This is a genomic window from Roseomonas genomospecies 6 (assembly GCF_008365375.1).
GTDB lineage: Bacteria > Pseudomonadota > Alphaproteobacteria > Azospirillales > Azospirillaceae > Azospirillum.
Genome location: NZ_QOKW01000001.1, coordinates 43,330 through 65,056 on the forward strand (window position 1 = coordinate 43,330; position 21,727 = coordinate 65,056).

The 21,727-nt window shown below is 66.8% G+C and carries 19 protein-coding genes; 11 read left to right on the top strand and 8 right to left on the bottom strand.

What is annotated here, in order from left to right; all coding sequences use genetic code 11:
- Window positions 1–3 precede the first annotated feature (3 nt).
- The 3 genes from DS843_RS00205 to DS843_RS00215 all read left to right on the top strand — a co-directional run bounded on the left by DS843_RS00205 (window position 4) and on the right by DS843_RS00215 (window position 4,081).
- A complete protein-coding gene (locus DS843_RS00205; protein WP_149466892.1) occupies window positions 4–2,637 on the top strand; it encodes a cation:proton antiporter in 2,634 nt (877 codons plus the stop codon).
- Window positions 2,638–2,653: 16 nt separating this feature from the next.
- On the top strand, window positions 2,654–3,565 hold the full coding sequence (locus tag DS843_RS00210; RefSeq protein ID WP_149466893.1) for a DMT family transporter: 912 nt from the start codon (window positions 2,654–2,656) through the stop codon (window positions 3,563–3,565).
- 117 nt (window positions 3,566–3,682) lie between these two features.
- On the top strand, window positions 3,683–4,081 hold the full coding sequence (locus DS843_RS00215) for a hypothetical protein (protein WP_149466894.1): 399 nt from the start codon (window positions 3,683–3,685) through the stop codon (window positions 4,079–4,081).
- Window positions 4,082–4,097: 16 nt separating this feature from the next.
- Here the strand turns inward: DS843_RS00215 and DS843_RS00220 are convergent, their stop codons facing one another.
- The 5 genes from DS843_RS00220 to rimI form a co-directional block, all read right to left on the bottom strand.
- A complete protein-coding gene (locus DS843_RS00220; protein ID WP_149466895.1) occupies window positions 4,098–5,582 on the bottom strand; it encodes an alkaline phosphatase D family protein in 1,485 nt (494 codons plus the stop codon).
- A 266-nt stretch (window positions 5,583–5,848) separates the two neighbouring features.
- Window positions 5,849–6,076: an anti-sigma factor family protein gene (locus DS843_RS00225; RefSeq protein ID WP_286191843.1), complete on the bottom strand. Its 228-nt coding sequence runs from the start codon at window positions 6,074–6,076 to the stop codon at window positions 5,849–5,851.
- A gap of 355 nt (window positions 6,077–6,431) precedes the next feature.
- Window positions 6,432–6,869 carry a sigma-70 family RNA polymerase sigma factor gene (locus DS843_RS00230; protein WP_237906122.1) on the bottom strand — a complete coding sequence of 146 codons (438 nt, stop codon included), beginning with the start codon at window positions 6,867–6,869 and terminating at the stop codon, window positions 6,432–6,434.
- Window positions 6,870–7,346: 477 nt separating this feature from the next.
- Window positions 7,347–8,828: a RimK family protein gene (locus DS843_RS00235; RefSeq protein ID WP_149466896.1), complete on the bottom strand. Its 1,482-nt coding sequence runs from the start codon at window positions 8,826–8,828 to the stop codon at window positions 7,347–7,349.
- Window positions 8,828–9,997 carry a ribosomal protein S18-alanine N-acetyltransferase gene (gene rimI, locus DS843_RS00240; protein ID WP_286191844.1) on the bottom strand — a complete coding sequence of 390 codons (1,170 nt, stop codon included), beginning with the start codon at window positions 9,995–9,997 and terminating at the stop codon, window positions 8,828–8,830. The genes DS843_RS00235 and rimI overlap by 1 nt, the downstream gene beginning before the upstream one ends.
- A 301-nt stretch (window positions 9,998–10,298) precedes the next feature.
- Here rimI and DS843_RS00245 point away from each other — a divergent pair, with 301 nt between their 5' ends.
- The 8 genes from DS843_RS00245 to DS843_RS00280 all read left to right on the top strand — a co-directional run bounded on the left by DS843_RS00245 (window position 10,299) and on the right by DS843_RS00280 (window position 19,117).
- Window positions 10,299–12,797, top strand: coding sequence for a glycogen/starch/alpha-glucan phosphorylase (locus DS843_RS00245; RefSeq protein ID WP_149466897.1), 2,499 nt, complete (start codon window positions 10,299–10,301; stop codon window positions 12,795–12,797).
- 284 nt (window positions 12,798–13,081) lie between these two features.
- Entirely contained in the window at window positions 13,082–14,095 is a 1,014-nt protein-coding gene (locus tag DS843_RS00250) for an aspartate-semialdehyde dehydrogenase (protein WP_149466898.1), read from the top strand.
- Window positions 14,096–14,233: 138 nt separating this feature from the next.
- Complete coding sequence (locus tag DS843_RS00255; protein ID WP_167525150.1) at window positions 14,234–14,503, top strand: phage tail protein; 270 nt, start codon at window positions 14,234–14,236, stop codon at window positions 14,501–14,503.
- Window positions 14,504–14,583: 80 nt separating this feature from the next.
- Complete coding sequence (locus DS843_RS00260; protein ID WP_149466900.1) at window positions 14,584–14,841, top strand: phage tail protein; 258 nt, start codon at window positions 14,584–14,586, stop codon at window positions 14,839–14,841.
- A gap of 68 nt (window positions 14,842–14,909) precedes the next feature.
- Window positions 14,910–15,143 (top strand): phage tail protein, encoded by a 234-nt coding sequence (locus tag DS843_RS00265; protein WP_208852160.1) that lies wholly within the window; start codon window positions 14,910–14,912, stop codon window positions 15,141–15,143.
- Window positions 15,144–15,329: 186 nt separating this feature from the next.
- Window positions 15,330–16,937 carry a peptide chain release factor 3 gene (locus tag DS843_RS00270; protein ID WP_094302480.1) on the top strand — a complete coding sequence of 536 codons (1,608 nt, stop codon included), beginning with the start codon at window positions 15,330–15,332 and terminating at the stop codon, window positions 16,935–16,937.
- 202 nt (window positions 16,938–17,139) lie between these two features.
- Complete coding sequence (locus tag DS843_RS00275) at window positions 17,140–18,717, top strand: sensor histidine kinase (protein ID WP_149466902.1); 1,578 nt, start codon at window positions 17,140–17,142, stop codon at window positions 18,715–18,717.
- Window positions 18,710–19,117, top strand: coding sequence for a response regulator (locus DS843_RS00280; RefSeq protein WP_167525151.1), 408 nt, complete (start codon window positions 18,710–18,712; stop codon window positions 19,115–19,117). Before DS843_RS00275 ends, DS843_RS00280 begins: the two co-directional genes overlap by 8 nt.
- Before the next feature lie 13 nt (window positions 19,118–19,130).
- Here DS843_RS00280 and DS843_RS00285 read toward each other — a convergent pair whose 3' ends face one another.
- The 3 genes from DS843_RS00285 to pxpB are packed head-to-tail and all read right to left on the bottom strand — an operon-like array spanning window position 19,131 to window position 21,726.
- Window positions 19,131–19,910 carry a LamB/YcsF family protein gene (locus DS843_RS00285; RefSeq protein WP_149466903.1) on the bottom strand — a complete coding sequence of 260 codons (780 nt, stop codon included), beginning with the start codon at window positions 19,908–19,910 and terminating at the stop codon, window positions 19,131–19,133.
- A complete protein-coding gene (locus tag DS843_RS00290; protein WP_149466904.1) occupies window positions 19,907–21,007 on the bottom strand; it encodes a 5-oxoprolinase subunit C family protein in 1,101 nt (366 codons plus the stop codon). Before DS843_RS00290 ends, DS843_RS00285 begins: the two co-directional genes overlap by 4 nt.
- Entirely contained in the window at window positions 21,004–21,726 is a 723-nt protein-coding gene (gene pxpB, locus DS843_RS00295) for a 5-oxoprolinase subunit PxpB (RefSeq protein ID WP_149466905.1), read from the bottom strand. Before pxpB ends, DS843_RS00290 begins: the two co-directional genes overlap by 4 nt.
- Between the last annotated feature and the right edge of the window lies 1 nt (window position 21,727).

A 21,727-nucleotide genomic window follows, 5' to 3' on the forward strand; every position in this document is an offset into this window, starting at 1 on the left:
CCCATGCACGTTATCGTCATCTATGTCCTCGCGGTTTCCGGCCTTCTGGCGCTGGTCAGCTTCCTGCCGCCGCTGGCGGCCCGGCTGCGGGTGCCCTACACGGTGCTGCTGGCCGCCGTGGGTGTCGCGCTGGGCGTGGTGATCCAGAGCTTCGCGGGAAGCGGCGGCACCGGCCCCTTCCATGACTTCCTGAATTCCCTGGCCGAGATGAACATCTCGTCCGAGGTGCTGCTCTACGTCTTCCTGCCGGTGCTGCTGTTCGAAACCGCCCTGGCGGTGGACGTACGGCGGCTGTTCGACGACATGTGGCCGATCCTGCTGATGGCGGTGGTGGCGGTGTTCGTCTGCACCTTCGCCGTCGGTTACGCGCTCAGCCTGTTCACCTCCATGGGGCTGGTGGCCTGCCTTCTGCTGGGGGCCATCGTCGCGACCACCGACCCGGCGGCGGTGGTCAGCATCTTCCGCGATCTCGGCGCACCGCGCCGCCTGACCATGCTGGTCGAGGGCGAGAGCCTGCTGAACGACGCCGCGGCCATCGCGCTGTTCACGCTGCTGCTCGGCATGCTGACCAGCAAGGCCCACGGGGGTGCGGCGGAGGCGGGCGTGGAGTTCCTGCGCGACTTCGCGGGCGGGGTGCTGACCGGCTATGTGTGCGGGCGCGTCGTCTGCATGATCGTCGAGCCGGTGCGCGACCAGCCCATGGCCGAGATCACCCTGACCGTGGCGCTCGCCTATCTCAGCTATGTGCTGGCGGAGCATTACGTCGGCGCGTCCGGCGTCGTGGCGGTGGTGACGGCGGCGCTGGTCGTCGGCTCCGTCGGGCGCACGCGCATCTCCCCGGACACCTGGGGGGCGCTGGAGCATGTCTGGAAGCAGCTCGGCTTCTGGGCGAACTCGCTGATCTTCCTGATGACGGCGCTTCTGGTTCCGCGGCTGCTGGGCGGCATCGGCTGGAGGGATGTGGGGCTGGTGCTGGTCGTGGTGGGGGCGGCCACGGTGGCGCGTGCGGTGGTGCTGTTCGGGCTGCTGCCGCTGCTGTCCGCCGCCGGGCTGGCCCAGAGGGTCAGCCACGCCTACAAGGCCGTCATGCTGTGGGGGGGCCTGCGCGGGGCGGTGTCGCTGACGCTGGCGCTGGCCGTCACCGAGAACGGGCGCGTCCCCGACCGCGTGCAGGGCTTCGTCGCCGTCCTGGTCACCGGTTTCGTCTTCTACACGCTGTTCGTGAACGGGACGACGCTGCGCGCCGTCATCAACCTGCTCGGGCTGAACCGGTTGTCCCCCGTGGAGCACGCCATGCGCAACCGCGCCCTGGCGCTGTCGCTTGCCGGGGTGCGCGAGCGGGTGGAGGGGCTTGCCCACCGGTACGAGGTGGACGAGCAGGCCGTCGGTTCCACCGTGTCGCAATATGTGGACCGGCTCGACGCCATCGTCCGGGAGCGGTCCACCGAGGCGCCGCTGGGCAGCGAGGACCGCGTGACCATCGGCCTCGTCATCCTGGTGAACCGGGAAGAGGAGCTGTATTACGAGCACTTCAAGGAAGGCATCCTGTCGCGCGGGGTGGCGGAGCTTCTGACCCGCCGCACCGGCAGCCTGCTCGACGCGGTGAAGACCCAGGGGCGCGCCGGCTACCGCGCCTTCGAGGAGTCCTTCATCTCCTTCACCCCCTGGATGCGCCTCGCCAGCCTGCTGCACCGCCGGCTGGGCATCCATGCGCCGCTGGCCCGCCGCCTCGCCTTCCGGTTCGAAATCCTGCTGGGCGTGCGGACGGTGCAGCGCGAACTGCTGGAGTTCATCAACGACAAGGTCGGGCAGGTGCTGGGCACCGACGTGGCTTGCGAACTGGAGGGGATTCTCACCGTCCGCCTCGCCATGGTGGAGCAGGCCCTGGCCGCGCTGAAGCTGCAATATCCCGACTACGCGCTGCTCCTGCAAAGGCGATACGTCAGCCGGGCTGCCCTGCGGCTGGAGGAGGCCGATTACCGGACGCTCTTCGCCGAGTCGATCATCAGCCAGGAAATCCTGAGCGACCTGCAACGCGACCTGGATGCCCGGCGGCGCGCGCTCGACGCCCTGCCGAAGCTGGATCTGCGGCTCGATCTGATGGAGCTTGTCGGGCGGGTGCCGCTGTTCAAGGGGCTGGAGGACGACCGCGTGCGCGGCATCGCCACCCTGCTGAAGCCGCGGCTGGTCCTGCCGGGGGAAACCGTCGTGCGGCGCGGCGAACGGGGCGACGCCATGTTCTTCATCGCGTCCGGCGCCGTGGAGGTGCTGGTTCCGGGGCTGGACGAGCCGGTCCAACTCGGCACCGGGGACGTGTTCGGTGAGATGGCGCTGCTGACCCGCCAAAGACGCAACGCCGATGTGCGTGCGATGGGCTATTGCCAACTGCTGGTCCTGGATGTGAGAGATTTCCACCGGCTGGTGAAGAAGGACGCGAGCCTGCGCGCCCATCTCCAGGCGGTGGCCGAGGCAAGGCGCAACCCGCCGCCGAAGCCGGTCGAGGAGGCCGCGATGCCCGTGGATGACGCGGCCTCACCGGAACCGCCCGGCGAAACGGCGGCTGTTGTGGAGGTCCAGGCGGATGTCCGGGATGAGGCCCAGGCATCATCCGTCGAAGGCGCGCAGGCGCGGGGATAGGAGACGAAGGCGCAAGATGACCGTGCAAGCCACCACCGCCGCCACGGGCGGGCGGCCCGATTGGGTCGGCCTGATGCCGGGCGTGTTCGTGCTGCTGTGGAGCACGGGATTCATCGGCGCCAAGTACGGCCTTCCCTATGCGGAGCCGATGACCTTCCTGCTGGTCCGGCTGGGGCTGGTCGCGGTGGTTCTGGGCATCGTCGCCCTGATCACCGGCGCGCCCTGGCCGAAAAGCTGGGCGGAGGCCGGGCGCATCGCTCTGGCCGGGCTTCTGGTGCACGGCGTCTATCTGACCGGTGTCTTCTGCGCCATCGCCAAGGGCATGCCGGCGGGGGTGACCGCCCTGATCGTGGGCATCCAGCCGCTGCTGACCGCCGCCCTGTCCGGTCCGCTTCTGGGCGAGCGGGTGACCGGGCGGCAGTGGGTCGGTTTCCTGATGGGGCTGGCCGGAGTCGGGCTGGTGGTGAGCGAGAAGCTCCGTTTCGACTCGGCGGACGCGATCGGCGTGGGGCTTGCTCTGGCCGCTCTGCTGGGCATCACCTTCGGGACGCTCTACCAGAAGCGCCACGGCACGGCGATGGACCTGCGCAGCGGTGCGGCCATCCAGTACGCCGCGACCGCGGCGGTTCTGGCGGTGCTGGCCCCGCTGTTCGAGACCATGCGCATCGACTGGACCGGCGAGTTCGTCTTCGCCCTGTTGTGGCTCAGTTTTGTTCTATCGGTCGGGGCGATCTTCCTGTTGTTCCTGCTGATCCGGCGCGGTGCGGCGGCGCGGGTGGCGAGCCTGTTCTATCTGGTTCCGCCGGTCACTGCGGTGACTGCCTGGGCGATGTTCGGGGAGCGGCTGGGGGTTCTGGCCCTGGCCGGCATGGCGTTGGCGGTGGCCGGGGTGGCGCTGGTCAACCGGAGCGGCAAGCGAGCCCCCTGACGCCGTGCGCATTGCCTCGGCGGGGCCGTCCGACTATGCTTCCCCGCACCGGCAACCTTGCCGGCGGTGCCCGCCGGTTCAACCAAGCTTCGGCAACCAACATCGGAAGTGAGTGTCATGGACGGCCTGGAGCCCATCTCGCTCGATGACAACCAGACCCTGCAAGCCATCGGCATCCTGGCCGACGTTCTGGACGGGGTTGACGGCCCGGGCGGGCTGGACACGGTTCTGGTGTCCAAGGCGCTGCGGCAGGTGATCGCCACCAAGTCCCAGCCGGCCTTCGAGTTCGCCTCCCGCGCCTTCAACACGCTGGACGCCGACGTGCGCCGCCGGGTGGCGGAGGACGCCGATCAGGCGGCCCACGATTCCGTCGAACTGCGCGCCCGTGTCGGCGGCTTCCTGGCGACCTCGGCCAAGACACCGGGTTCCGGCGGTTCGGCCACCCCGGCCCAGGCCACCAGCTTCCTGAACGCTCTGAACCTGCGGAACCGCCGCCGCTCGCCCCAGTCGGAGTGATCGGCCTCTCTTCCCGTCAGATCACCTGGATATAGCGGTTCGGTTCGCCTTCGGCGGACCAGCGCGCATGAATCTGGCCCTTGCCGTCGAAGATCAGCGACAGCCAGTTGCGTTGCCGGATGATCCGCCTGCCCGATTCGGAAAAGGCCGGCATCTCGAAGCCATAGCCGCCGGGCAGGGTCTCCTTGCGTCCGGCCAGCCATTCCAGGACGAAGGCGGTCGCCTTGGCGGGCGGCGGATGGACGACGCCCGACGCGATGAGCTGCCAGATTTCGACCCCACCGCCGCGCAGGACGGCGCGGCCCCCCGCATGGATCTCGCCCGACACCGCGGTGATGCGGCAGCCGGTGCGGCGGGAAAATCCGGCCAGGAAATCGATCAGCCGATGCCACTCCTCCGCATGGGCAGGGCTGCGCCATTGGTCGCGCAGGTCGTCCTCGATCCCGACGCGGACGGGCGACAGGCCGACCGCCCGCTCCATCACGCCGGTGTCGAGATACAGCAAAGGCACGCTCGACATCAGGATGAGATGGCGGCAGCCCTTGAAGCGTTCCATCCACTCCGGCAGGGCGTCCCACACCCGGTCCGACAGCACCCGGCGGGGCGTCCGGTCGCTGCGCATGTCCAGCGCCAGAACGCCGACGTCGCCCAGCCGGAACCCCTGGCTGAAGGACCCGAGCGGCGCGCCCCACACGCATTCCGGAAGCGCTTCCGTGGTGGCGCCCAACTGGAACAGGGCGAAATGGCGGCGGGCGGCCATATAGACGCCGCGCCAGGCCGGGGACATCATCTCCTCGTCCGGATGGGAGCCCCAGCCGTCGAAGATGTCGTGGTCGTCCCACATCATCACGGACGGCACGCGGGCGGTCACCGCCGCGGTTTCCGGTTGGCCCCAGACCCGCAGATAGAGGTCGAAGTAGAAGTCCATCGCCTCTTCCGCCATGGCGGGGCTGAAGGACTCCTCCAGGCGCGCGGCGTCCGTGCGCTTCTTCCAGGCGCTGAGCAGAGGCGGCCGGCGCCACACCGCGTCGGCGTAGAGCTGGTCTCCGCCTTGCAGCAGCAGGTGGAACCGCTCCGTCTCGTGGCGGCGGCGGAGGTCACCCCACAGGGCGTTGCGCGGCGCGTTCAGCGCGGCGATCTTCTCCTCGTCCTCCGCCCCGTTGCAGGACACGTAGGCGATGCGCGGCGGCGACGCGCGCCCCGGGACGGTCACCGTCCATGTGTCGCCCGGAGAGGCGTTGTCGGTGAAGCCATAGGCGGCGTCCACGTCCCGGGTGCCGCGGGGAATGGCGAAATCGAACCGCCAGACATGCCGGTTGCGCCAGCGGGCGAGGTGGCGGGGCGGGACGGGCAGGGTCACCCCATCGACCCGCAGGTCGTCGGGTTCGGCGTCTCCCTCCAGCACGAAGAGGGCGGAGAGCCACCAGCGGTCGCCCTGTTCTCCCCGGAAATAAAGGACGGGACCCAGAATGATGTTCGGTGCCGGCCTGCCGCGCGCCATGAACGCTCTTTACCCTCTTCGTTCCCGCCGGTCCGGGCGCCCATGGCCCAGCTTCCGTTTCCGCGGCTCCTGTTTATGGGGAAAGCCGATGGTCTGTAAAAGGGGCAAGCGGCTCTCCGAAGGGAGAAGGGGTGCGGAAATGCGGAAGGACCCGCAGCGGCGCAGAAAAACCGGGTGCGGACAACAAAAGGGTGTGGACAAAAAAACAGGCGGCCGGATCGCCCGGTCGCCCCTTGTGTGACGATGGAACGCGGGAAACGGCGGGCCTAGCTCTTGCGGCGCTGCCTCAGCAGTTCGAGCATGCGCGCCGGCACCGGCTCTTCCAGCACGGGGTCGTAAAGGCGGTGAAGCTCCTCCACATGGCTTTTGTGGAAGGTCAGCACGGCCTTCGCGTCGGCGTCGCCCTCTACGGACTGCTCGAACTCCTGACGCTCCTTATCGTCCAAGGCACCGTCAAGATATGCGTTGATATGGTTCATCGTCACACGCTTCATGTCTTTTGATCCCGGAACGTCTCCGGAGGCCAGCCTCCGAGACGGAAACGATCCGCGACACAGAGTTCAAATATAGTACGTCCTGCACGGCGTCGGGAGTGGTGCCTTACCTCTTCTTATGGGGATGACGCCGGTTACGCCAAGTGGTAGGCGGATCGTATCCGTTCGTTCCCCGTGGATGCCTTGGCAACCCCATTGCAGCCGTTGCTCGGTTCGCACGGGGGATGTAACAGCCGCCCTTATCGCTTGTTCCGATGCCGGATCGTCCGGAAGCTTCGGAAAAATCAACCTGTTGTACGGCTGCCATACCCCGCGGCGAATCCCGCCCACCGGAGACGTACGGTCTTCGACCGTCCTAGGCTGCCATAAGGTTGTTCAGCCGTTCGCGGGCGCGGCACAGGCGGGACCGGATGGTGCCGATGGAGACGTTCAGCTTCTCCGCGGCCTCCTGATAGGGACGGCCCTCGATGGCGACCAGCTTGACGACCTTGCGCTGGCTGGGGGTGAGGGCGCCGAAGGCGCGGTCCACGTCGCGGAAGACGAGGCGGGCGATCTGCGAGGCTTCGACCGACATGGCGCCGTCCCAAAGCTCCACCTTGGTGACGTGCTTCTCGCGCTGGAGGTTGTTGAAATGCAGGTTCTTCAGCATCGTGGTCAGCCAAGCCTGCATGTTGGTTCCGGGTTCGAAACGGTGCTGGCGGGACAGGGCACGGGCAAGGCAGTCCTGGGTCAGATCCTCGGCGGCGCTGACGTCGCGCGTCAGCTTGCAGGCATAGCGCTGCAGGTTCGGCATGCAACGGATCAGTTCGGATTCGAAACAATACGCCATTGTTGCTCTTCCTCCAGCTTCTCTTCGTTCGGCGGGGCTGCCGGTCGGTGGTGACGGCGCCCCGGTCACGAGATTTCGATCGCAGACGATCCCTTGGTGACGCGTTACCCCTTCCGGCGCGGGCGATGAGGCCGCGCCGGTCCCGTGATGCGAATGGTGGTGACGTAGAATCCGGCGGTGCCGCCTAGCAGGCCCTGGGCATCGGTCCGGTGCAGCACGCGGAACAGGCTGTCGTCATCAACGGTCTCCCGTTCTCCAACTGGTCAATCCCAAAGCGCTGAAACGCTTCGGTATTGCTCCCGTTCGTGGTGACGTTGGTTTCATAACGCGGGGGGAAGTGGCTTGTTCCCCGGCGGCCACAGCCGAAAACATCTTAGGAGGAGAAGTGTTTGGAATCCGGGGATCATCCACTGGGATGAGTCCGCTATCCGAACGGGAATCTCAGGTCCCGCCGCCCGGCTTCCGGGGCCGTGAATCCAGCCGGCGCTGGAACTCGCCCATGATGAGGCGGTACAGTCCGTCCTTCAGCTTGGCGTCCTCGACGCCGAGGTCGATGCTGGGGTTGTCGTTGATCTCGATGACGAAGACGCCGCGGTCGTTCTGCTTCAGGTCCACGCCGTAAAGCCCGTCGCCGATCAGGCCCGCCGCCTTCACCGCGGTCTCGACGACCTCGCGCGGCGCCTCCTCCACAGCCAGCGTGCGGGAGGAGCCCTGCTCGGCGCGCCCGTTGCCGCCGTGCTTCACGATCTGCCAGTGCTTCTTCGCCATCAGATACTGGCAGACATAGATCGGCTGCCGGTTCAGCACGCCGACTCGCCAATCGAACTCCGTGTACATGAATTCCTGTGCCAGGATCACGTCGGACTGCTCGAACAGGCTGTCCGCCGTCGCCTCCAGCTCGCCGCGGGTCTGCACCTTGAAGACGCCGCGGGAGAAGGAGCCGTCCGGGATCTTCAGGACGATGGGGTAGGGGATCTCCCGGTCCAGCGTCGCCAGCCCGCGCTTGTCGAAGATCACCGTCTTCGGCGCCGGGATGCGGTTGGCGCGGAGCAGTTCGGCCAGATAGACCTTGTTGGTGCATTTCAGAATCGAGTCCGGATCGTCGATCACCGCCAGCCCTTCCTTCTCCGCCCTCTTGGCGAAGCGGTAGGTGTGGTGGTCGAGATTCGTCGTCTCGCGGATGAACAGGGCGTCGAACTCGGCGAGGCGGGCGTAGTCCTTCCTCTCGATCAACTCCACCGCGATGCCCAGGCTCTCCCCGGCCTTCACGAATTTCTGGAGCGCGCGGGGGCTGGACGGCGGAAGCTCCTCCTTCGGGTTGTGGAGGATCGCCAGCGTGTAGCGCGGCGGCGCCTTGGCCGCCGGTTCCCGCCAGGAGGCGCGGGTGTAGGCGTCCAGCGCCGCCTGGAACGCGGCCTCCTGGTCGGGCCGCAGGTCGGCCAGCGACAGCGGTTCCAGCGCGTGGACGGTCCAGCCCTCCTTCAGCCGCACCTGCACCTTCAGCAACGGGCAGCGGAACAGGTCGAAGATCGTCCGGGCGATGTCCTGAAAGCGCGCGTCGTCGGCGTGGCCGAAGAAGACATGGAGGTTGAACGACGCTTCCGGCGGACGCTCCATCCTTCTTATGGTCTTGCGCAGCGCCTCCTCCACCTCGGCCAGTTGGGCGCGGTAGAAGGTCTTCTGCGACAGGTCCAGGATGGTCCGGACGGAGGGGATCACCCGCTCGCCGCGCGCCTCCGCCAGCAGCGAGACGTAGTAGCCGGTGCCCAGATAGCGGTAGCTGCGCGACAGGTTCAGCACCCGCGCGCCGCGCGGCGCCTGCTCCGGACGGGCGATGTAGTCGCGGGCGCTGACGACCGGCAGGCCGTCCTTCGCCCATCTCTCGTCCGCCCGGCGGTCGACGACGAGGAGATGCGCGGGCATCAGGCGGCCGGCCGTGGATGGAGGATAAGGGCGGCCTTCAACTGGGCCTTTCCGTATCGGGCCATGCGCTCGAAGTCGGCTTTCGGGATCGGCATGTTCATCCGGTCGATGTGAGCGTGGTGACGGTCGTACACAAGCGGATCATGAACGTAGAGAAAGCGGTCGTCGGCACCGGTCACCACGACCCAATGCGGAAATTTCTCGCGATAGATCCGGTAGGAACTGATGAGCACGATGGGAACAGCGCCGCCCGCGACCGCGTCGGCCATGTCCTGGGCTGTCAGGGTGTTGTGGCGGATGGTGGCGCCGCTGCCCTCGAGTTCGTCGAGGAAATCCTCGTGAACGATGCGCATGACCTCCTTCTTGTCGTCGCTGCGCACGCTGTCCAGGAAGGGGGTGGCGTTGTCCTTGACGTGGATGTCCACCGCGAATCCCCGCCGCGCCGCCGCCAGCGCCATCCCGAAGGGGCCGCAGCCGCCATGGCCGGAGGTCATGAACACCGTCGTCGATTCCCGCCACAGCCGGATTTCCAGCTTCCGTCCCAGTTCGATCTCGTCGGGCTTCAGGGCCTTCATCGCCATCATCAGGGCCGACGGCCCGCAGGTGAAGTCCAGCGTCTGCTGATAGTAGGGCACGAAGGGGCCGCCTGGCGGCGCGCTGGGGCCGCTGTGGCCGAGGCGCTTTTCCAGCCGCAGCGCCTCCATATGGTCTTCGTAGTAGTCGGCGTAGACCCCGAACTCGCGGTAGCCGCTCTTCTTGTAGAGGTCGATGGCCGGGGTGTTGTCCCGCCGCACCTCCAGCCGCAGATGGATGCAGTCCCGCGCCCGGGCCGCCTGCTCCGCCGCGGCGAGCAGGCGCTTGGCGACACCCTGGCCGCGGTGGTCCGGGTCCACGGCGAAGGAATAGAGCCGGGCGAGCGAGGTTCCCGAATGGAAGGACACCAGCGCGTAGCCGACGATTTTGCCGCTGTGGACTTCCACAAGGCAAGTGGCCTTGGCTTTCGTCAGCAAATATTGAAAACTACGTCGGGTCAGGCGGTCGGTGGCGAAGCACCGCTCTTCGATGGCCAGCAGGGCCGGGATGTCCGGCGGCTGTGCCTGGCGGAGCAGGATGGTGGCGTCGCCGGCGCGGTCCTGATCGAGGTCCGCAGAAATGGTTTTATCGAGCATCGGGAGGTTCGAAGAGGCTGACACGGACGCCATCTTACTCCCTCCAGCGGGGCTTCGCAGCGGTTACCGGAATCCGGTGTTCCGCGTCGATGGTTTCCGTATCGGCAAAGCGCGTACGGCAAAAGGGACGGCACAAGGGCAAGTCCCGCCTGTTGCTCTGGACGAACGGCCTAGCCGATTCGACCGGTTGGCCGCAGCGACTTAAAAGTTGCTTAACCATAACCCCGGAAACTGCCGCCGATGGAAGGCCGGCTACGAAACCGCCCGCTCCAGTTGGCCCTGGAAAGAAGAAAGTCAAGACATGGACGCTCGGTATAAGTCCCGCGAGATCGAACGCCGCAGTCTGGATGTCGACGGGCTGAAGCGCTCGTTTCTGGAATGGCTGGTTTATTCCGTCGGCAAGGACGCGCGGGCGGCGACCCGGCGCGACTGGTTCCACACCGTGGCGCTGGCCGTGCGCGATCGCCTCGTGGACCGCTGGATGGACACGACGCGGACCTATTACCAGCAGGATGCCAAGCGCGTTTACTATCTCTCGCTGGAATTCCTGATCGGCCGGCTGCTGACCAACAGCCTTTCCAACCTGGGCATCAACGACCAGTGCCGCGAGGCGCTCGACCGCATCGGCCTGAACATCGACGACGTGGTGGAGGCGGAGCCGGACGCGGCGCTCGGCAACGGCGGCCTGGGCCGTCTGGCCGCCTGCTTCCTGGACAGCATGGCGACGGAGGCCCTTCCCGGCTACGGCTACGGCATCCGTTACGAGTTCGGCCTGTTCGAGCAGCGCTTCGAGAATGGCTGGCAGGTCGAGTATCCGGAGCAGTGGCTGCAGTTCGGCAACCCGTGGGAATTCCCGCGTCCGGAGGTGCTGTACCCCGTGCAGTTCTACGGCCGCGTCGAGGAGTTCCGGGATTCGGTGGGCGAGCGCGCTTACCGCTGGGTCGATGCCGAGCGCGTGCTGGCCATGGCCTACGACACGCCGGTGGTCGGCTACGGCGGGGACACGATCAACACGCTGCGCCTGTGGTCGGCCCGCGCCACGCGCGACTTCAACTTCGGCCACTTCAACGACGGCGCCTACATGAAGGCGGTCGAGCAGAAGGTGTTGACGGAAAATCTCAGCCGCGTCCTCTACCCCAACGACGCGACGGAGGGCGGCAAGGAGCTGCGGCTGAAGCAGGAGTATTTCTTCACCTCCGCTTCGCTCCAGGACATCCTGCGCCGCTATCTCCAGCATCATTCCAACTTCGACAGCCTGCCGGACAAGGCGGCGATCCAGCTCAACGACACGCACCCGGCCATCGGCATCGCAGAACTGATGCGGCTGCTGGTGGACCAGCACGGTGTGCTCTGGGACAAGGCGTGGGACATCACCCGCGCGACCTTCTCCTACACCAACCACACGCTGCTGCCCGAAGCGCTGGAGGCGTGGCCCGTCCGTATGATGGAGCGCGTTCTGCCGCGCCACATGCAGATCATCTACGAGATCAACGCCAAGTTCCTGAACCGCTCCAAGGCGCGGGCGGCCGGCGACAACGGGCGCCTGTCGCGCCTGTCGCTGATCGACGAGCGCGGCGACCGCCGCGTGCGCATGGGCAATCTGGCCTTCCTCGGCTCGCACAAGGTCAACGGCGTGTCGGCGCTGCACACCGAGCTGATGAAGCAGACCGTCTTCGCCGACTTCCACGCGGAGTTCCCGGACCGCATCAACAACAAGACCAACGGCATCACCCCGCGCCGCTGGCTGCATCAGGCGAACCCGCCGCTGGCCGCGCTGATCACCAGCCGGATCGGCAATGGCTGGATCAAGGACCTCGGCCAGATCAAGGCGCTGGCCGAGAAGGCCGACGACGTGGTCTTCCGCGAGGAGTTCCGTCGCGCCAAGCGCAAGAACAAGAAGCGGCTGGCCGCCTACATCGCGCGCCAGACCGGGGTGGACGTGCAGGTGGACAGCCTGTTCGACGTTCAGGTCAAGCGCATGCACGAGTACAAGCGCCAGCTCCTGAACATCCTTCAGGCCATCGCGCTGTACAACGAGATGCGCGACAACCCGACCGTCGCCTGGGTGCCGGTGACCAAGATCTTCGCCGGCAAGGCGGCGCCGAGCTATCACATGGCGAAGCTCATCATCAAGCTCATCAACGATGTGGCGAAGGTGGTGAACCATGACCCGTCGGTGCACGACAACCTGAAGATCGTGCTTCTGCCCAACTACAACGTGACGGCGGCGGAGATCATCATGCCGGCGGCAGACCTGTCGGAGCAGATCTCGACCGCGGGCATGGAGGCGTCGGGCACGGGCAACATGAAGCTGGCCCTGAACGGCGCCCTGACCATCGGCACGCTGGACGGAGCCAACGTCGAGATCCGCGAGCATGTGGGCGAGGACAACATCTTCATCTTCGGCCTGACCGCCGACGAGGTGAACGACCTGCGCGCCAGCGGCGGCTTCAACCCGCGCGAGGTCATCGCCTCCAACCCCAGCCTGAAGCGGGCGCTGGACATGATCTCGACCGGCGTCTTCTCGCCGGACGATCCCAACCGCTACCACCCGATCCTCCAGGCGCTGACCGACGGCGGCGACCATTTCCTGGTGACGGCGGACTTCGCCGACTATTGCGAGGCGCAGCAGGCGGCCATGGACCTCTACCGCGACCAGGAGGAGTGGACGCGCAAGGCGATCCTGAACACGGCCAACATGGGCTGGTTCTCGTCCGACCGCACCATCATGGAATACGCGACGGAAATCTGGGACGTGCATCCCGTGAAGCCGGAGCATCCCACCGACACGGACCGTTGAGGCGAGCTGCCGGAGCGTAGACAAAAAATGCGTTGCGAAGGCGCGGGCGCTTTACAAGCCCCGCGCCTTTCGTTTATCTACCGGGTTATGAATCGCTCGCTCGCCATCACCACCACCACTACCAAAACGACCCGCTCCGGCGGGCCGTCGGCTGGTGGCGTGCGTTGATCGAGTAAGACGCTTCACCCACCACGAAGGCCCCGCCGGACACGGACGGGGCCTTGGTGTATCCGGGGCCGCCGTCCACGCTCGATCCGGGCAAGACCAAAGGACGGACCAGACCCATGAGCACCTCTTCTCCTTCTCCCCGCCGCGTCGCCATCGTCGGTGCCACGGGCGCCGTCGGCCGCGAGATGGTCGATGTTCTTCACCGCCGTTCGTTCCCGGTCGCGGAGCTCGGCCTGTTCGCGTCGGAGCGCAGCGCCGGCCGCACGGTCGAGACCCCGTTCGGCGAGAAGACCCTCGTGGCGTTCGACGTCGAGAAGGTGAAGGGTTACGACATCGTCCTGCTCGCCGTGTCGGGCGACTTCGCCAAGCAGCACGCACCGGCCATCGCCGCGGGCGGGGCTCTGGTGATCGACAACTCCTCGGCCTTCCGCTACGACGACAACGTCCCGCTGATCGTGCCGGAGATCAACGCCCACGCCATGGGCGACGCCAAGCTGATCGCGAACCCGAACTGCACGACGGCCATCGCCGTGGTGGCGCTCGGCCCGCTGCACAAGGCGTTCGGGCTGAAGCGCGTGATCGTCTCCACCTATCAGGCGACCAGCGGCGCCGGTGCGGAGGGCATGGCCGAGCTTGAGGAGCAGACCCGCAACCAGCTCGACGGCAAGCCGGTCGTCAACAGCGTGTTCCGCCACCCGATCCCCTTCAACCTGATCCCCCAGATCGACGCCTTCCAGGAGAACGGCTACACGAAGGAGGAGATGAAGGTGACCTGGGAGACCCGGAAGATCCTGGAGATCCCGGACCTGCCGGTGAGCTGCACCGCCGTGCGCATCCCGACCTACCGCGCCCATTCCGAGGCGATCACGGTCGAGACGCTGTCTCCGGTCACCCCGGACGCCGCCCGCGCCGTTCTGGCCGACGCGCCGGGCGTGGTGGTGAAGGACGTGCCGGCCGACGGCGTCTACCCGATGCCGCTGAACGCCACCGGCCAGTTCGACGTCGAGGTGGGCCGCATCCGCACCAGCCTGATCTTCGGTGACCATGGTCTGGACCTGTTCGTCTGCGGCGACCAGCTCCTGAAGGGTGCGGCGCTGAACGCCGTGCAGATCGCCGAACTGGCGCTGTAACCGTACCGTCGACCTTAAAGTGGGTTGAAAGAATGACCGACGCGGCCGCCCCTCGGCTGCGTCGGTTTTTTCTTGCTCGCGCGCTGGAAGTGCTGCAACGATTGCTGGCGCCCGATGCAGCGATGGGAATGGACGGCAATGAGCGAATTCGACGGGCTGGATTACGCAGAATTTGTTGGAACGGTCTCGCTTTTCACCAAGGGCATCGACCTGCGAACTTGGATGCCCTGTGATGGCCGGATGCTTGTTAAGGACAAGTACGTGGTGCTCTGGTCCGTGATCAGGAACGCATATGGCGATGATAGTGAAAAAAGCTTTGCCTTGCCCGACTTGCGTGGCAAGGAGCCTGCGGAAGAATTGCGGTACTATATTTGCGTTCTCGGAGAATTTCCGGAGCGTTCAAGGTAGTGCTTGCTTCGTATTTTTAGCCTTGAAGAAAAAGGCCGCGACGCTGATTTCTTGCTGAAATATCGTGGAGGGAACAGGGCATGGAACCAATCATCGTTGAATATCTTGGGGCCATTAAGCTCTTTGCGTTCAACTATGCGCCGATTGGGTGGCTTCCTTGCGATGGCCGGTCAGTTTCTCTCTATGAACATCAGGCGCTGTTCGTCGCCTTGGGTTCAAAGCCAGAGGATGATAAATATCGATCGTTCAAAATTCCCGACCTTAGGGGAACAGAACCGGTAAAGGGCATGGGGTATTTCATCTGCGTCAACGGTTATTATCCGGTGCGCGATCGGTAATATTCAAGAAAGTTTTCCAGCCTTCACGTCCTTTTGATGAGGTCCGGTCGATGCATGAGTTGATGGGAATGGTCAAGCTGTTCGCGCTTGAGTTCGCTCCAAGTGGATGGTTGCCATGCGACGGACGAAAGCTTGATGTAAAGACGTACGAAGCGTTGTTCCAGGTTTTGGGAACCACCTATGGCGGCGACGGCAAGGACAACTTTGCCCTGCCCGATCTGCGGAGCAAGCAACCGGGTCCGAGCGCCCGATATTGCATCTTCGCCGACACCGGCGGTTCTACCGAATGGGCGGCGCGGTAACTGCAAGCTGTAATGACTGCAAGCGACCACTCCGCGTCGCTGACGGCACTTGGGTAGCGCAGGCGGCAAGAACGTCTGCCTCAAGTCCCTGGAAACCGACGCCGCGCGCTGCTATGTAATGGCGCGCGCGGAACCGGTTCCGCGCGTTTCCTCTTTTGGAATCGTTGCACAGGTACGGGGTGGGGCATGTCCGAGTTGTTGGACGCCGTTTCCCGGCGACGGACATTTGCGATCATTGCGCACCCCGACGCCGGTAAGACGACTTTGACGGAAAAGCTGCTGCTGTTCGGCGGCGCCATCCAGATGGCCGGCGCCGTGAAGGCCCGCGGCGAGCAGCGCCGCGCCAAGTCGGACTGGATGAAGGTGGAGCGCGAGCGCGGCATCTCCGTGACCGCCTCCGTCATGACCTTCGATTACGAGGGGCGCACCTTCAACCTGCTGGACACGCCGGGCCACGAGGACTTCTCGGAGGACACCTACCGGACGCTGACCGCGGTTGACAGCGCCGTCATGGTGATCGACGGCGCGAAGGGCATCGAAAGCCAGACCCTGAAGCTGTTCGAGGTCTGCCGCCTGCGCGACGTGCCCATCGTGACCTTCTGCAACAAGATGGACCGCGAGGCGCGCGATCCCTTCGACCTCATTTCCGAGATCGAAAGCTCGCTGGCGCTGGAGGTCACCCCGGCGAGTTGGCCCATCGGCATGGGCCGCGATTTCCTGGGCTGCTACGACCTGATCCGCGACCGCCTGATCCTGATGGACCGCACCAAGGGCGACGAGATCGACGACGGCATCGAGTGCAACGGCCTGGACGACCCGCGCCTCGACGAGCTTCTGCCCGCCCACGCGGTGGCCAAGCTGCGCGAGGAAGTGGAGATGGCCCGCGGGCTGATGCCGCCCTTCGACCTGGAGGCCTACCGCGCCGGTCACCTGACGCCGATCTATTTCGGGTCGGCGATCAACAACTTCGGCGTGCGGGAGCTTCTTCAGGGCTTGGCCGAGAACGCCCCGCCGCCGCGCCCGCAGCCGGCGGAACAGCGGTCCGTGCAGCCGGACGAGGGGAAGTTCAGCGGCTTCGTGTTCAAGGTCCAGGCCAACATGGACCCGAACCACCGCGACCGCATCGCCTTCGTGCGCATCTGCTCCGGCAAGTTCAAGCGCGGGGCGAAGCTGAAGCATGTCCGTTCGGGCAAGCTGATGGCGGTGAACAACGCCGTGCTGTTCCTGGCCCGCGACCGCGAACTGGCGGAAGAGGCGTGGCCCGGCGACATCATGGGCATCCCCAACCACGGCAGCCTTCGCATCGGCGATACGCTGACCGAGGGCGAGGACCTGCGCTTCACCGGCGTGCCGAGCTTCGCGCCGGAACTGCTTCAGCGCGTCCGGCTGGAAGACCCGATGCGCGTGAAGCACCTGCGCAAGGCGCTGGAGCATTTCGCGGAGGAGGGCGCCTCCCAGGTGTTCAAGCCGCTGACCGGAGCGGATTGGGTGGTCGGCGTGGTCGGCCAGCTTCAGTTCGAGGTGCTGGCCGCCCGGATCGAGGCGGAATACGGCCTCGCCGCCCGCTTCGAAGGGGCCGGCGTGGATGCCGCCCGCTGGATCGAGACGGACGACGAGGACCAGCTCAAGAAATTCCTGGACCTCAACCGCTCCGCGGCGGCGGAGGACCATGACGGGGCGCTGGTGTTCCTGGCCCGCAACGCCTGGCACCTGAACCGGACGCAGGAGGATTTCCCGGCCCTGCGCTTCCTGAAGACCCGTGAGCAAAACCGAAAGGTGCACACCGCCGCGTAAAGCTCTCGCAAAGGCTTGCGGAGCGCGTTTGCCTTTGCCCGGCATCGCGTTCCGCGTGTTGCCCCACCGGATCGTTTCGAGTAGCGTCTGCTTCTGAAGCCTCCGCGGTGGGGTGCCGCAAGGTGTAGCGCCGGAGCGGGATGCGCGGCGCCGCTTTCGACTATGCTAGTTATGGAAAAGCGGCTGAAACAAGAGGGGCAACATGTTCGGTGGCGCGGAATCCTTCTTCGACACCAGCGAGTACTTGCCTCACGGCGTGTGCCTGTTCTGGCGTCCGGAAATCCTGACCCTGCACATCGTATCGGATGCGCTGACCGGCTTATCCTATTACTCGATACCGGTCGCGCTTCTGTACTTCGTGCGCAAGCGCCGCGATGTCGCCTTCAGTTGGATCGTCTGGCTGTTCGCCGCCTTCATCCTGGCCTGCGGGACGACCCATTTTTTTGGCCTGTGGACGCTCTGGTACCCCGACTACGCCGTGGAAGGCATCGTCAAGGGGATCACCGCGCTGGTGTCGGTCCTGACCGCTGTCGCGTTGTGGGTGCAGATGCCCAAGGCGCTCGCCGTGCCCAGCACAGGGCAACTCGCTGCGGCCAACGCGGCGCTTCATCGCGAGATCGAAACCCGGCGGCAGGCGGAACTGCGCTACGCCAGCTTCTTCAACAATCTGGCGGAGGGGCTGTTCGTCGTCACGGTGCTGCCGGACGGGAATTTCGTTTACGACACCCTCAACCCCGCCCATGCGCGGGCGACGGGAATCGATCCGGAGACCATCCGTGGGCGGCTGGTCCGTGACGCCGTTCCGCCGGAAACGGCCGACGCGGTGATCGAACGCTACGGCGCCTGCGTCGCCGCGGGCGGACCGATCGATTACGAGGAAACCCTGGAACTCCCCGTCGGGCGCCGCACCTGGCACACCGTTCTGGTGCCGGTGCGCGGCGAGGACGGGCGGGTGGTCCAGATCCTGGGCAGCTCCCGCGACATCACCGACCGCAAGAAGCTTCAGGAAGAGCTGGTCCAGGCGTCCAAGCTGGCGACCCTGGGCACGCTCGCCGCCGGCATGGCGCATGAGATGAGCCAGCCCCTGAACATCATCCGCATCTGGGCCGAGAACGCCCTGTCGCGCCTGCGCGACGGTGACGCCGACACCACCCGTCTGGACAAGGTGCTCACCATCGTGTCGGAGCAGGCCGAGCGCATGGGCCGCATCATCGACCATATGCGCACCTTCAGCCGGCGCGACGGCGCGACCCAGCGCTTCGACCCCGCGGCCAGCGTCCGCTCCGCCGTCGAACTGGTTGCCAACCAATTCGCGCTGGAGAATGTCGAGGTCGTCAGCGACATCCCCGCCATGGACTGCGTCACGCGCGGGCGTCCGCTGCAACTGGAACAGGTGATCGTCAACCTGCTGTCGAACGCGCGCGACGCCATACTGGAATGGCGCGCCGACCCCGATGGCTCGCCCGCCGCCGGGCGGATCGCGGTGAGCATGCGCTGCGACATGACCGCGGGGCGGGCCGTCGTAACCATTACGGACGACGGCGGCGGCATCGACCCGGACATCCTGCCGCGCATCTTCGACCCCTTCTTCACGACCAAGGAGGTCGGGAAGGGGACCGGCCTCGGCCTGTCCATCGCCCACGGCATCGTCGATGCCATGGGGGGACGGATCGAGGCGTCGAACGTCACTCACGAAAGCGGAGGCCAAGGCGTCCGCTTCACCATCACCGTCCCTGTGTCGAAACCTTCCGTTCAGGACGTGGAGCGCGCTCATGCCTGACCCCGATCCCGCTCCGTTGCATGTTCTGGTGGCCGAGGACGAAGCCTTGGCCGCCATGGCCTTGGAGGATTTTCTGTCCCGCAAGGGATTCCGCGTGACCCTGGCCCAGGATGGGCAGGAGGGGCTGGAGCGCTACAGCGCCGATCCGGCGGACCTCGTCATCACCGACCTGCGCATGCCGCGGATGGATGGCCGCGCCCTGATCCGCGAGCTTCGGATGCGGGACTCCCGGCTTCCGATCCTGGTGATGACCGGATACCTGTCCATGGAAGGGGGAGAGGACGACATCACGTCCGACCGCTGGCAGCCCCTGGCGGTGCTGCGCAAGCCGGTGAGCCCGCAGGAGATCCTCCATACGCTCACCGGCCTCGTCCAGGCGTCCAAGCTTCGGCCGGCGTGACCGCCGCCGCGTTTCAGAACCGGTCCCGCATCTCCGGCAGGGGGACGATCCGCACGCCCTTGCCCTCCAGCGTCCGGCGCAGCTTGCCGGCCATGGCGACGGCGCTCGGCTCGTCGCCGTGAACGCAGACGGAATGGACGGTGCAGGGGATGCGCTTTCCGGTGACCGACAGGATCACGCCCTCTTCGAGCATGCGCAGCACGTTGGCGGCGGCCAGATCCGGATCGTGGATCATCGCGCCCGGCTGGCCGCGGGGCACGAGGTTGCCGTTGTCGTCGTAGGCGCGGTCGGCGAAGACCTCCTCCGCCGTGGGAAGGCCCAGCGCGCGTCCGGCCCGCGCCATTTCCGAGCCGGCGGTGGCGAGGTAGATCAGGGACGGATCGAGGCCCTTGATCGCCCGCCCGATCGCCATGGCGAGCGCGTTGTCCACCGCCGCCATGTTGTTCAGCGCGCCATGGGGCTTCACATGGGTCACCCGGCCGCCGCAGCCCGCCGCGATGCCCATCAGCGCGCCGATCTGATAGGCGACCATCGCCTCCACCTCCGCCGCCGACAGGCGCAGCGGGCGGCGGCCGAAGCCCTGAAGGTCGGGATAGGAGGGGTGGGCGCCGAGGCTGACGCCCTTCGCCACGGCATTCCTCACGGTGCGCGTCATCACCAGCGGGTCGCCGGCGTGGAAGCCGCAGGCGATGTTGGCGGAGGCGACGATGCCCAGCATGGAGTCGTCGTCGCCGATGTCGTAGGCGCCGAAACCCTCGCCCAGATCGGCGTTCAGGTTCACGGTGATGGTCATGGTGCCCTCCCGCACATGTTCTCTTGGTTCAGCACGTCGCCGTTCCCGTTGACGATGTCGACGACCCCGGACACGAGGTTTTCCGAATAGAGCGCCTCCAGATCGACGCCGCCCGCCGGGCGGACCGGGCGGATGGCGCGGACCCAGGCGGCGACGGTCTGTTCCTGGCGCCGCCGGATGGCCTCCGCCTCCTCCACCGTGACGGCCCGGAAGGTCAGGGTGCCGCCGGGGCTCAGCCGCCCGACGCGGGGCAGGTCGGCGGAGATCACCGTGGCGATCTTGGCGTAACCGCCCGCTGTCTGATGGTCGTTCAGAAGCAGAATCGGCTGCCCATTGCCCGGCACCTGGATGGAACCGGTGACCAGCCCATCCGACGGGATGTCGGCGGAGCCCCGGTGGGTGAGCGTCGGACCCTCCAGCCGCAGCCCCATGCGGTCGGCGTCCTTGCCGACGCGGTAGGTGGCGGACAGGAAGGTCTCCACCGCCTCCGCCGTGAAGCGGTCCTCCTGCGGGCCGAGCACCACCCGCACCGGCCCGCCGCCATAATCCGGGGGCTCCGGCAGTTCCACGTCGGCTCCCGTCGGCGCCTCGTCGCGGTGGAGCGGCAGGCGCGTCCCGTCGCCCAGCGGCTTGCCGCCGAGCGGCCCGATGCCGGCGCGCACATAGGTGGACAGGCTGCCCAGGAAGGGTTCCAGCGCGAATCCGCCGGACACCGCCAGATAGGCGACCGCCGCCCCGGTGACGGCGCCCAGCTTCAGCACGTCGCCGCAGGCCAGCGTGTGGCTGCGGTAGGGTTCGAGCGGAGCCGGAGGCTGTCCCTCGCGCTCCAGGCTCAGCGCCATGGGGCCAGCGATTGCGATGCGCACGCCGTCCGCCTCCACCTTCAGGGCCGGGCCGAGCAGGGCGATCTCCACACCCGCCGTGCCCTCCGGGTTTCCGACGAGGGCGTTGGCGAGGCGCAGACCGATGGGGTCGAGCGCGCCGGCCACCGGCATGCCGAGTTCCTGATAGCCGGTGCGGCCCAGATCCTGGATGGTCGCGAACAGCCCCGGCCGGACGACGGTCAGACAGGGCGCGGTCAGACAGGGCGCGGTCATGGCGCGGCCCTCAGCGAGTCGGGGTCGAATCGCCCCGCCGCGGCCTCGGCGGCCAGCGCGTCGAAGCGGGGGCGGTCCACCGCCTCGAACCGCACCCGGTCGCCCGCTCCCAGCAGGACGGGGGAGGGGCGGGCGCCATCATAGAGCGGCACCGGGCAGCGCCCGATCAGGTGCCAGCCTCCGGGACTCTCCCACGGATAGACGGTGGTCAGCCGCCCGGCGGTCGCGACGGACCCCGCGGGCACGCGGACGCGCGGCTCGCTCCGCCGGGGCTTCTCCAACTCCGGCGGCAGGTCGCCCATGTAGGCGAAGCCCGGCATGAAGCCCAGCATGTAGACGAAATACTCCGTCGATCCGTGCAGCGCGATCAGCCGCTCCGCCGTCAGGCCCAGCGCGGCGGACAGCTCCGCCAAATCCGGCCCGAGATCGGGGTCGTAACAGACGGGCAGGCGCCACAGCGTCCCCGCCGCCGCCGCTTCCCCGGCATGGGCCAGCTCCGCCTCGACGGCGGCCTGGATCTCCCGGCGGCTGGTCGCCGCCGGGTCGTAGACGACCTGGAGAGAGCGGAAGGTCGGCACCGTCTCGACCAGCCCCGGCACGGCGGCGGCCTTCAGCCGGGCGTGCAGAGCCATGACGCGGGCGTTGGTCGGGCGGTCGATGCCCTCCCCGAACTCCACGTTGAAGGCGGTGTCTCCCGCCGTCGTGAAGCGGACGTCCATG

Bases quoted from the DNA above. Each gene is read 5' to 3' on its own strand.
- DS843_RS00270 (WP_094302480.1), top strand. From the start codon at position 15,330: ATGTCCGAGTTGTTGGACGCCGTTTCCCGGCGACGGACATTTGCGATC.
- pxpB (WP_149466905.1), bottom strand. From the start codon at position 21,726: ATGGACGTCCGCTTCACGACGGCGGGAGACACCGCCTTCAACGTGGAG.
- DS843_RS00225 (WP_286191843.1), bottom strand. From the start codon at position 6,076: ATGAAGCGTGTGACGATGAACCATATCAACGCATATCTTGACGGTGCC.
- DS843_RS00220 (WP_149466895.1), bottom strand. From the start codon at position 5,582: ATGGCGCGCGGCAGGCCGGCACCGAACATCATTCTGGGTCCCGTCCTT.
- DS843_RS00285 (WP_149466903.1), bottom strand. From the start codon at position 19,910: ATGACCATCACCGTGAACCTGAACGCCGATCTGGGCGAGGGTTTCGGC.
- DS843_RS00210 (WP_149466893.1), top strand. From the start codon at position 2,654: ATGACCGTGCAAGCCACCACCGCCGCCACGGGCGGGCGGCCCGATTGG.
- rimI (WP_286191844.1), bottom strand. From the start codon at position 9,997: ATGCTCGATAAAACCATTTCTGCGGACCTCGATCAGGACCGCGCCGGC.
- DS843_RS00290 (WP_149466904.1), bottom strand. From the start codon at position 21,007: ATGACCGCGCCCTGTCTGACCGCGCCCTGTCTGACCGTCGTCCGGCCG.
- DS843_RS00215 (WP_149466894.1), top strand. From the start codon at position 3,683: ATGGACGGCCTGGAGCCCATCTCGCTCGATGACAACCAGACCCTGCAA.
- DS843_RS00255 (WP_167525150.1), top strand. From the start codon at position 14,234: ATGAGCGAATTCGACGGGCTGGATTACGCAGAATTTGTTGGAACGGTC.
- DS843_RS00275 (WP_149466902.1), top strand. From the start codon at position 17,140: ATGTTCGGTGGCGCGGAATCCTTCTTCGACACCAGCGAGTACTTGCCT.
- DS843_RS00265 (WP_208852160.1), top strand. From the start codon at position 14,910: ATGGTCAAGCTGTTCGCGCTTGAGTTCGCTCCAAGTGGATGGTTGCCA.
- DS843_RS00235 (WP_149466896.1), bottom strand. From the start codon at position 8,828: ATGCCCGCGCATCTCCTCGTCGTCGACCGCCGGGCGGACGAGAGATGG.
- DS843_RS00280 (WP_167525151.1), top strand. From the start codon at position 18,710: ATGCCTGACCCCGATCCCGCTCCGTTGCATGTTCTGGTGGCCGAGGAC.
- DS843_RS00245 (WP_149466897.1), top strand. From the start codon at position 10,299: ATGGACGCTCGGTATAAGTCCCGCGAGATCGAACGCCGCAGTCTGGAT.
- DS843_RS00230 (WP_237906122.1), bottom strand. From the start codon at position 6,869: ATGCCGAACCTGCAGCGCTATGCCTGCAAGCTGACGCGCGACGTCAGC.
- DS843_RS00205 (WP_149466892.1), top strand. From the start codon at position 4: ATGCACGTTATCGTCATCTATGTCCTCGCGGTTTCCGGCCTTCTGGCG.
- DS843_RS00260 (WP_149466900.1), top strand. From the start codon at position 14,584: ATGGAACCAATCATCGTTGAATATCTTGGGGCCATTAAGCTCTTTGCG.
- DS843_RS00250 (WP_149466898.1), top strand. From the start codon at position 13,082: ATGAGCACCTCTTCTCCTTCTCCCCGCCGCGTCGCCATCGTCGGTGCC.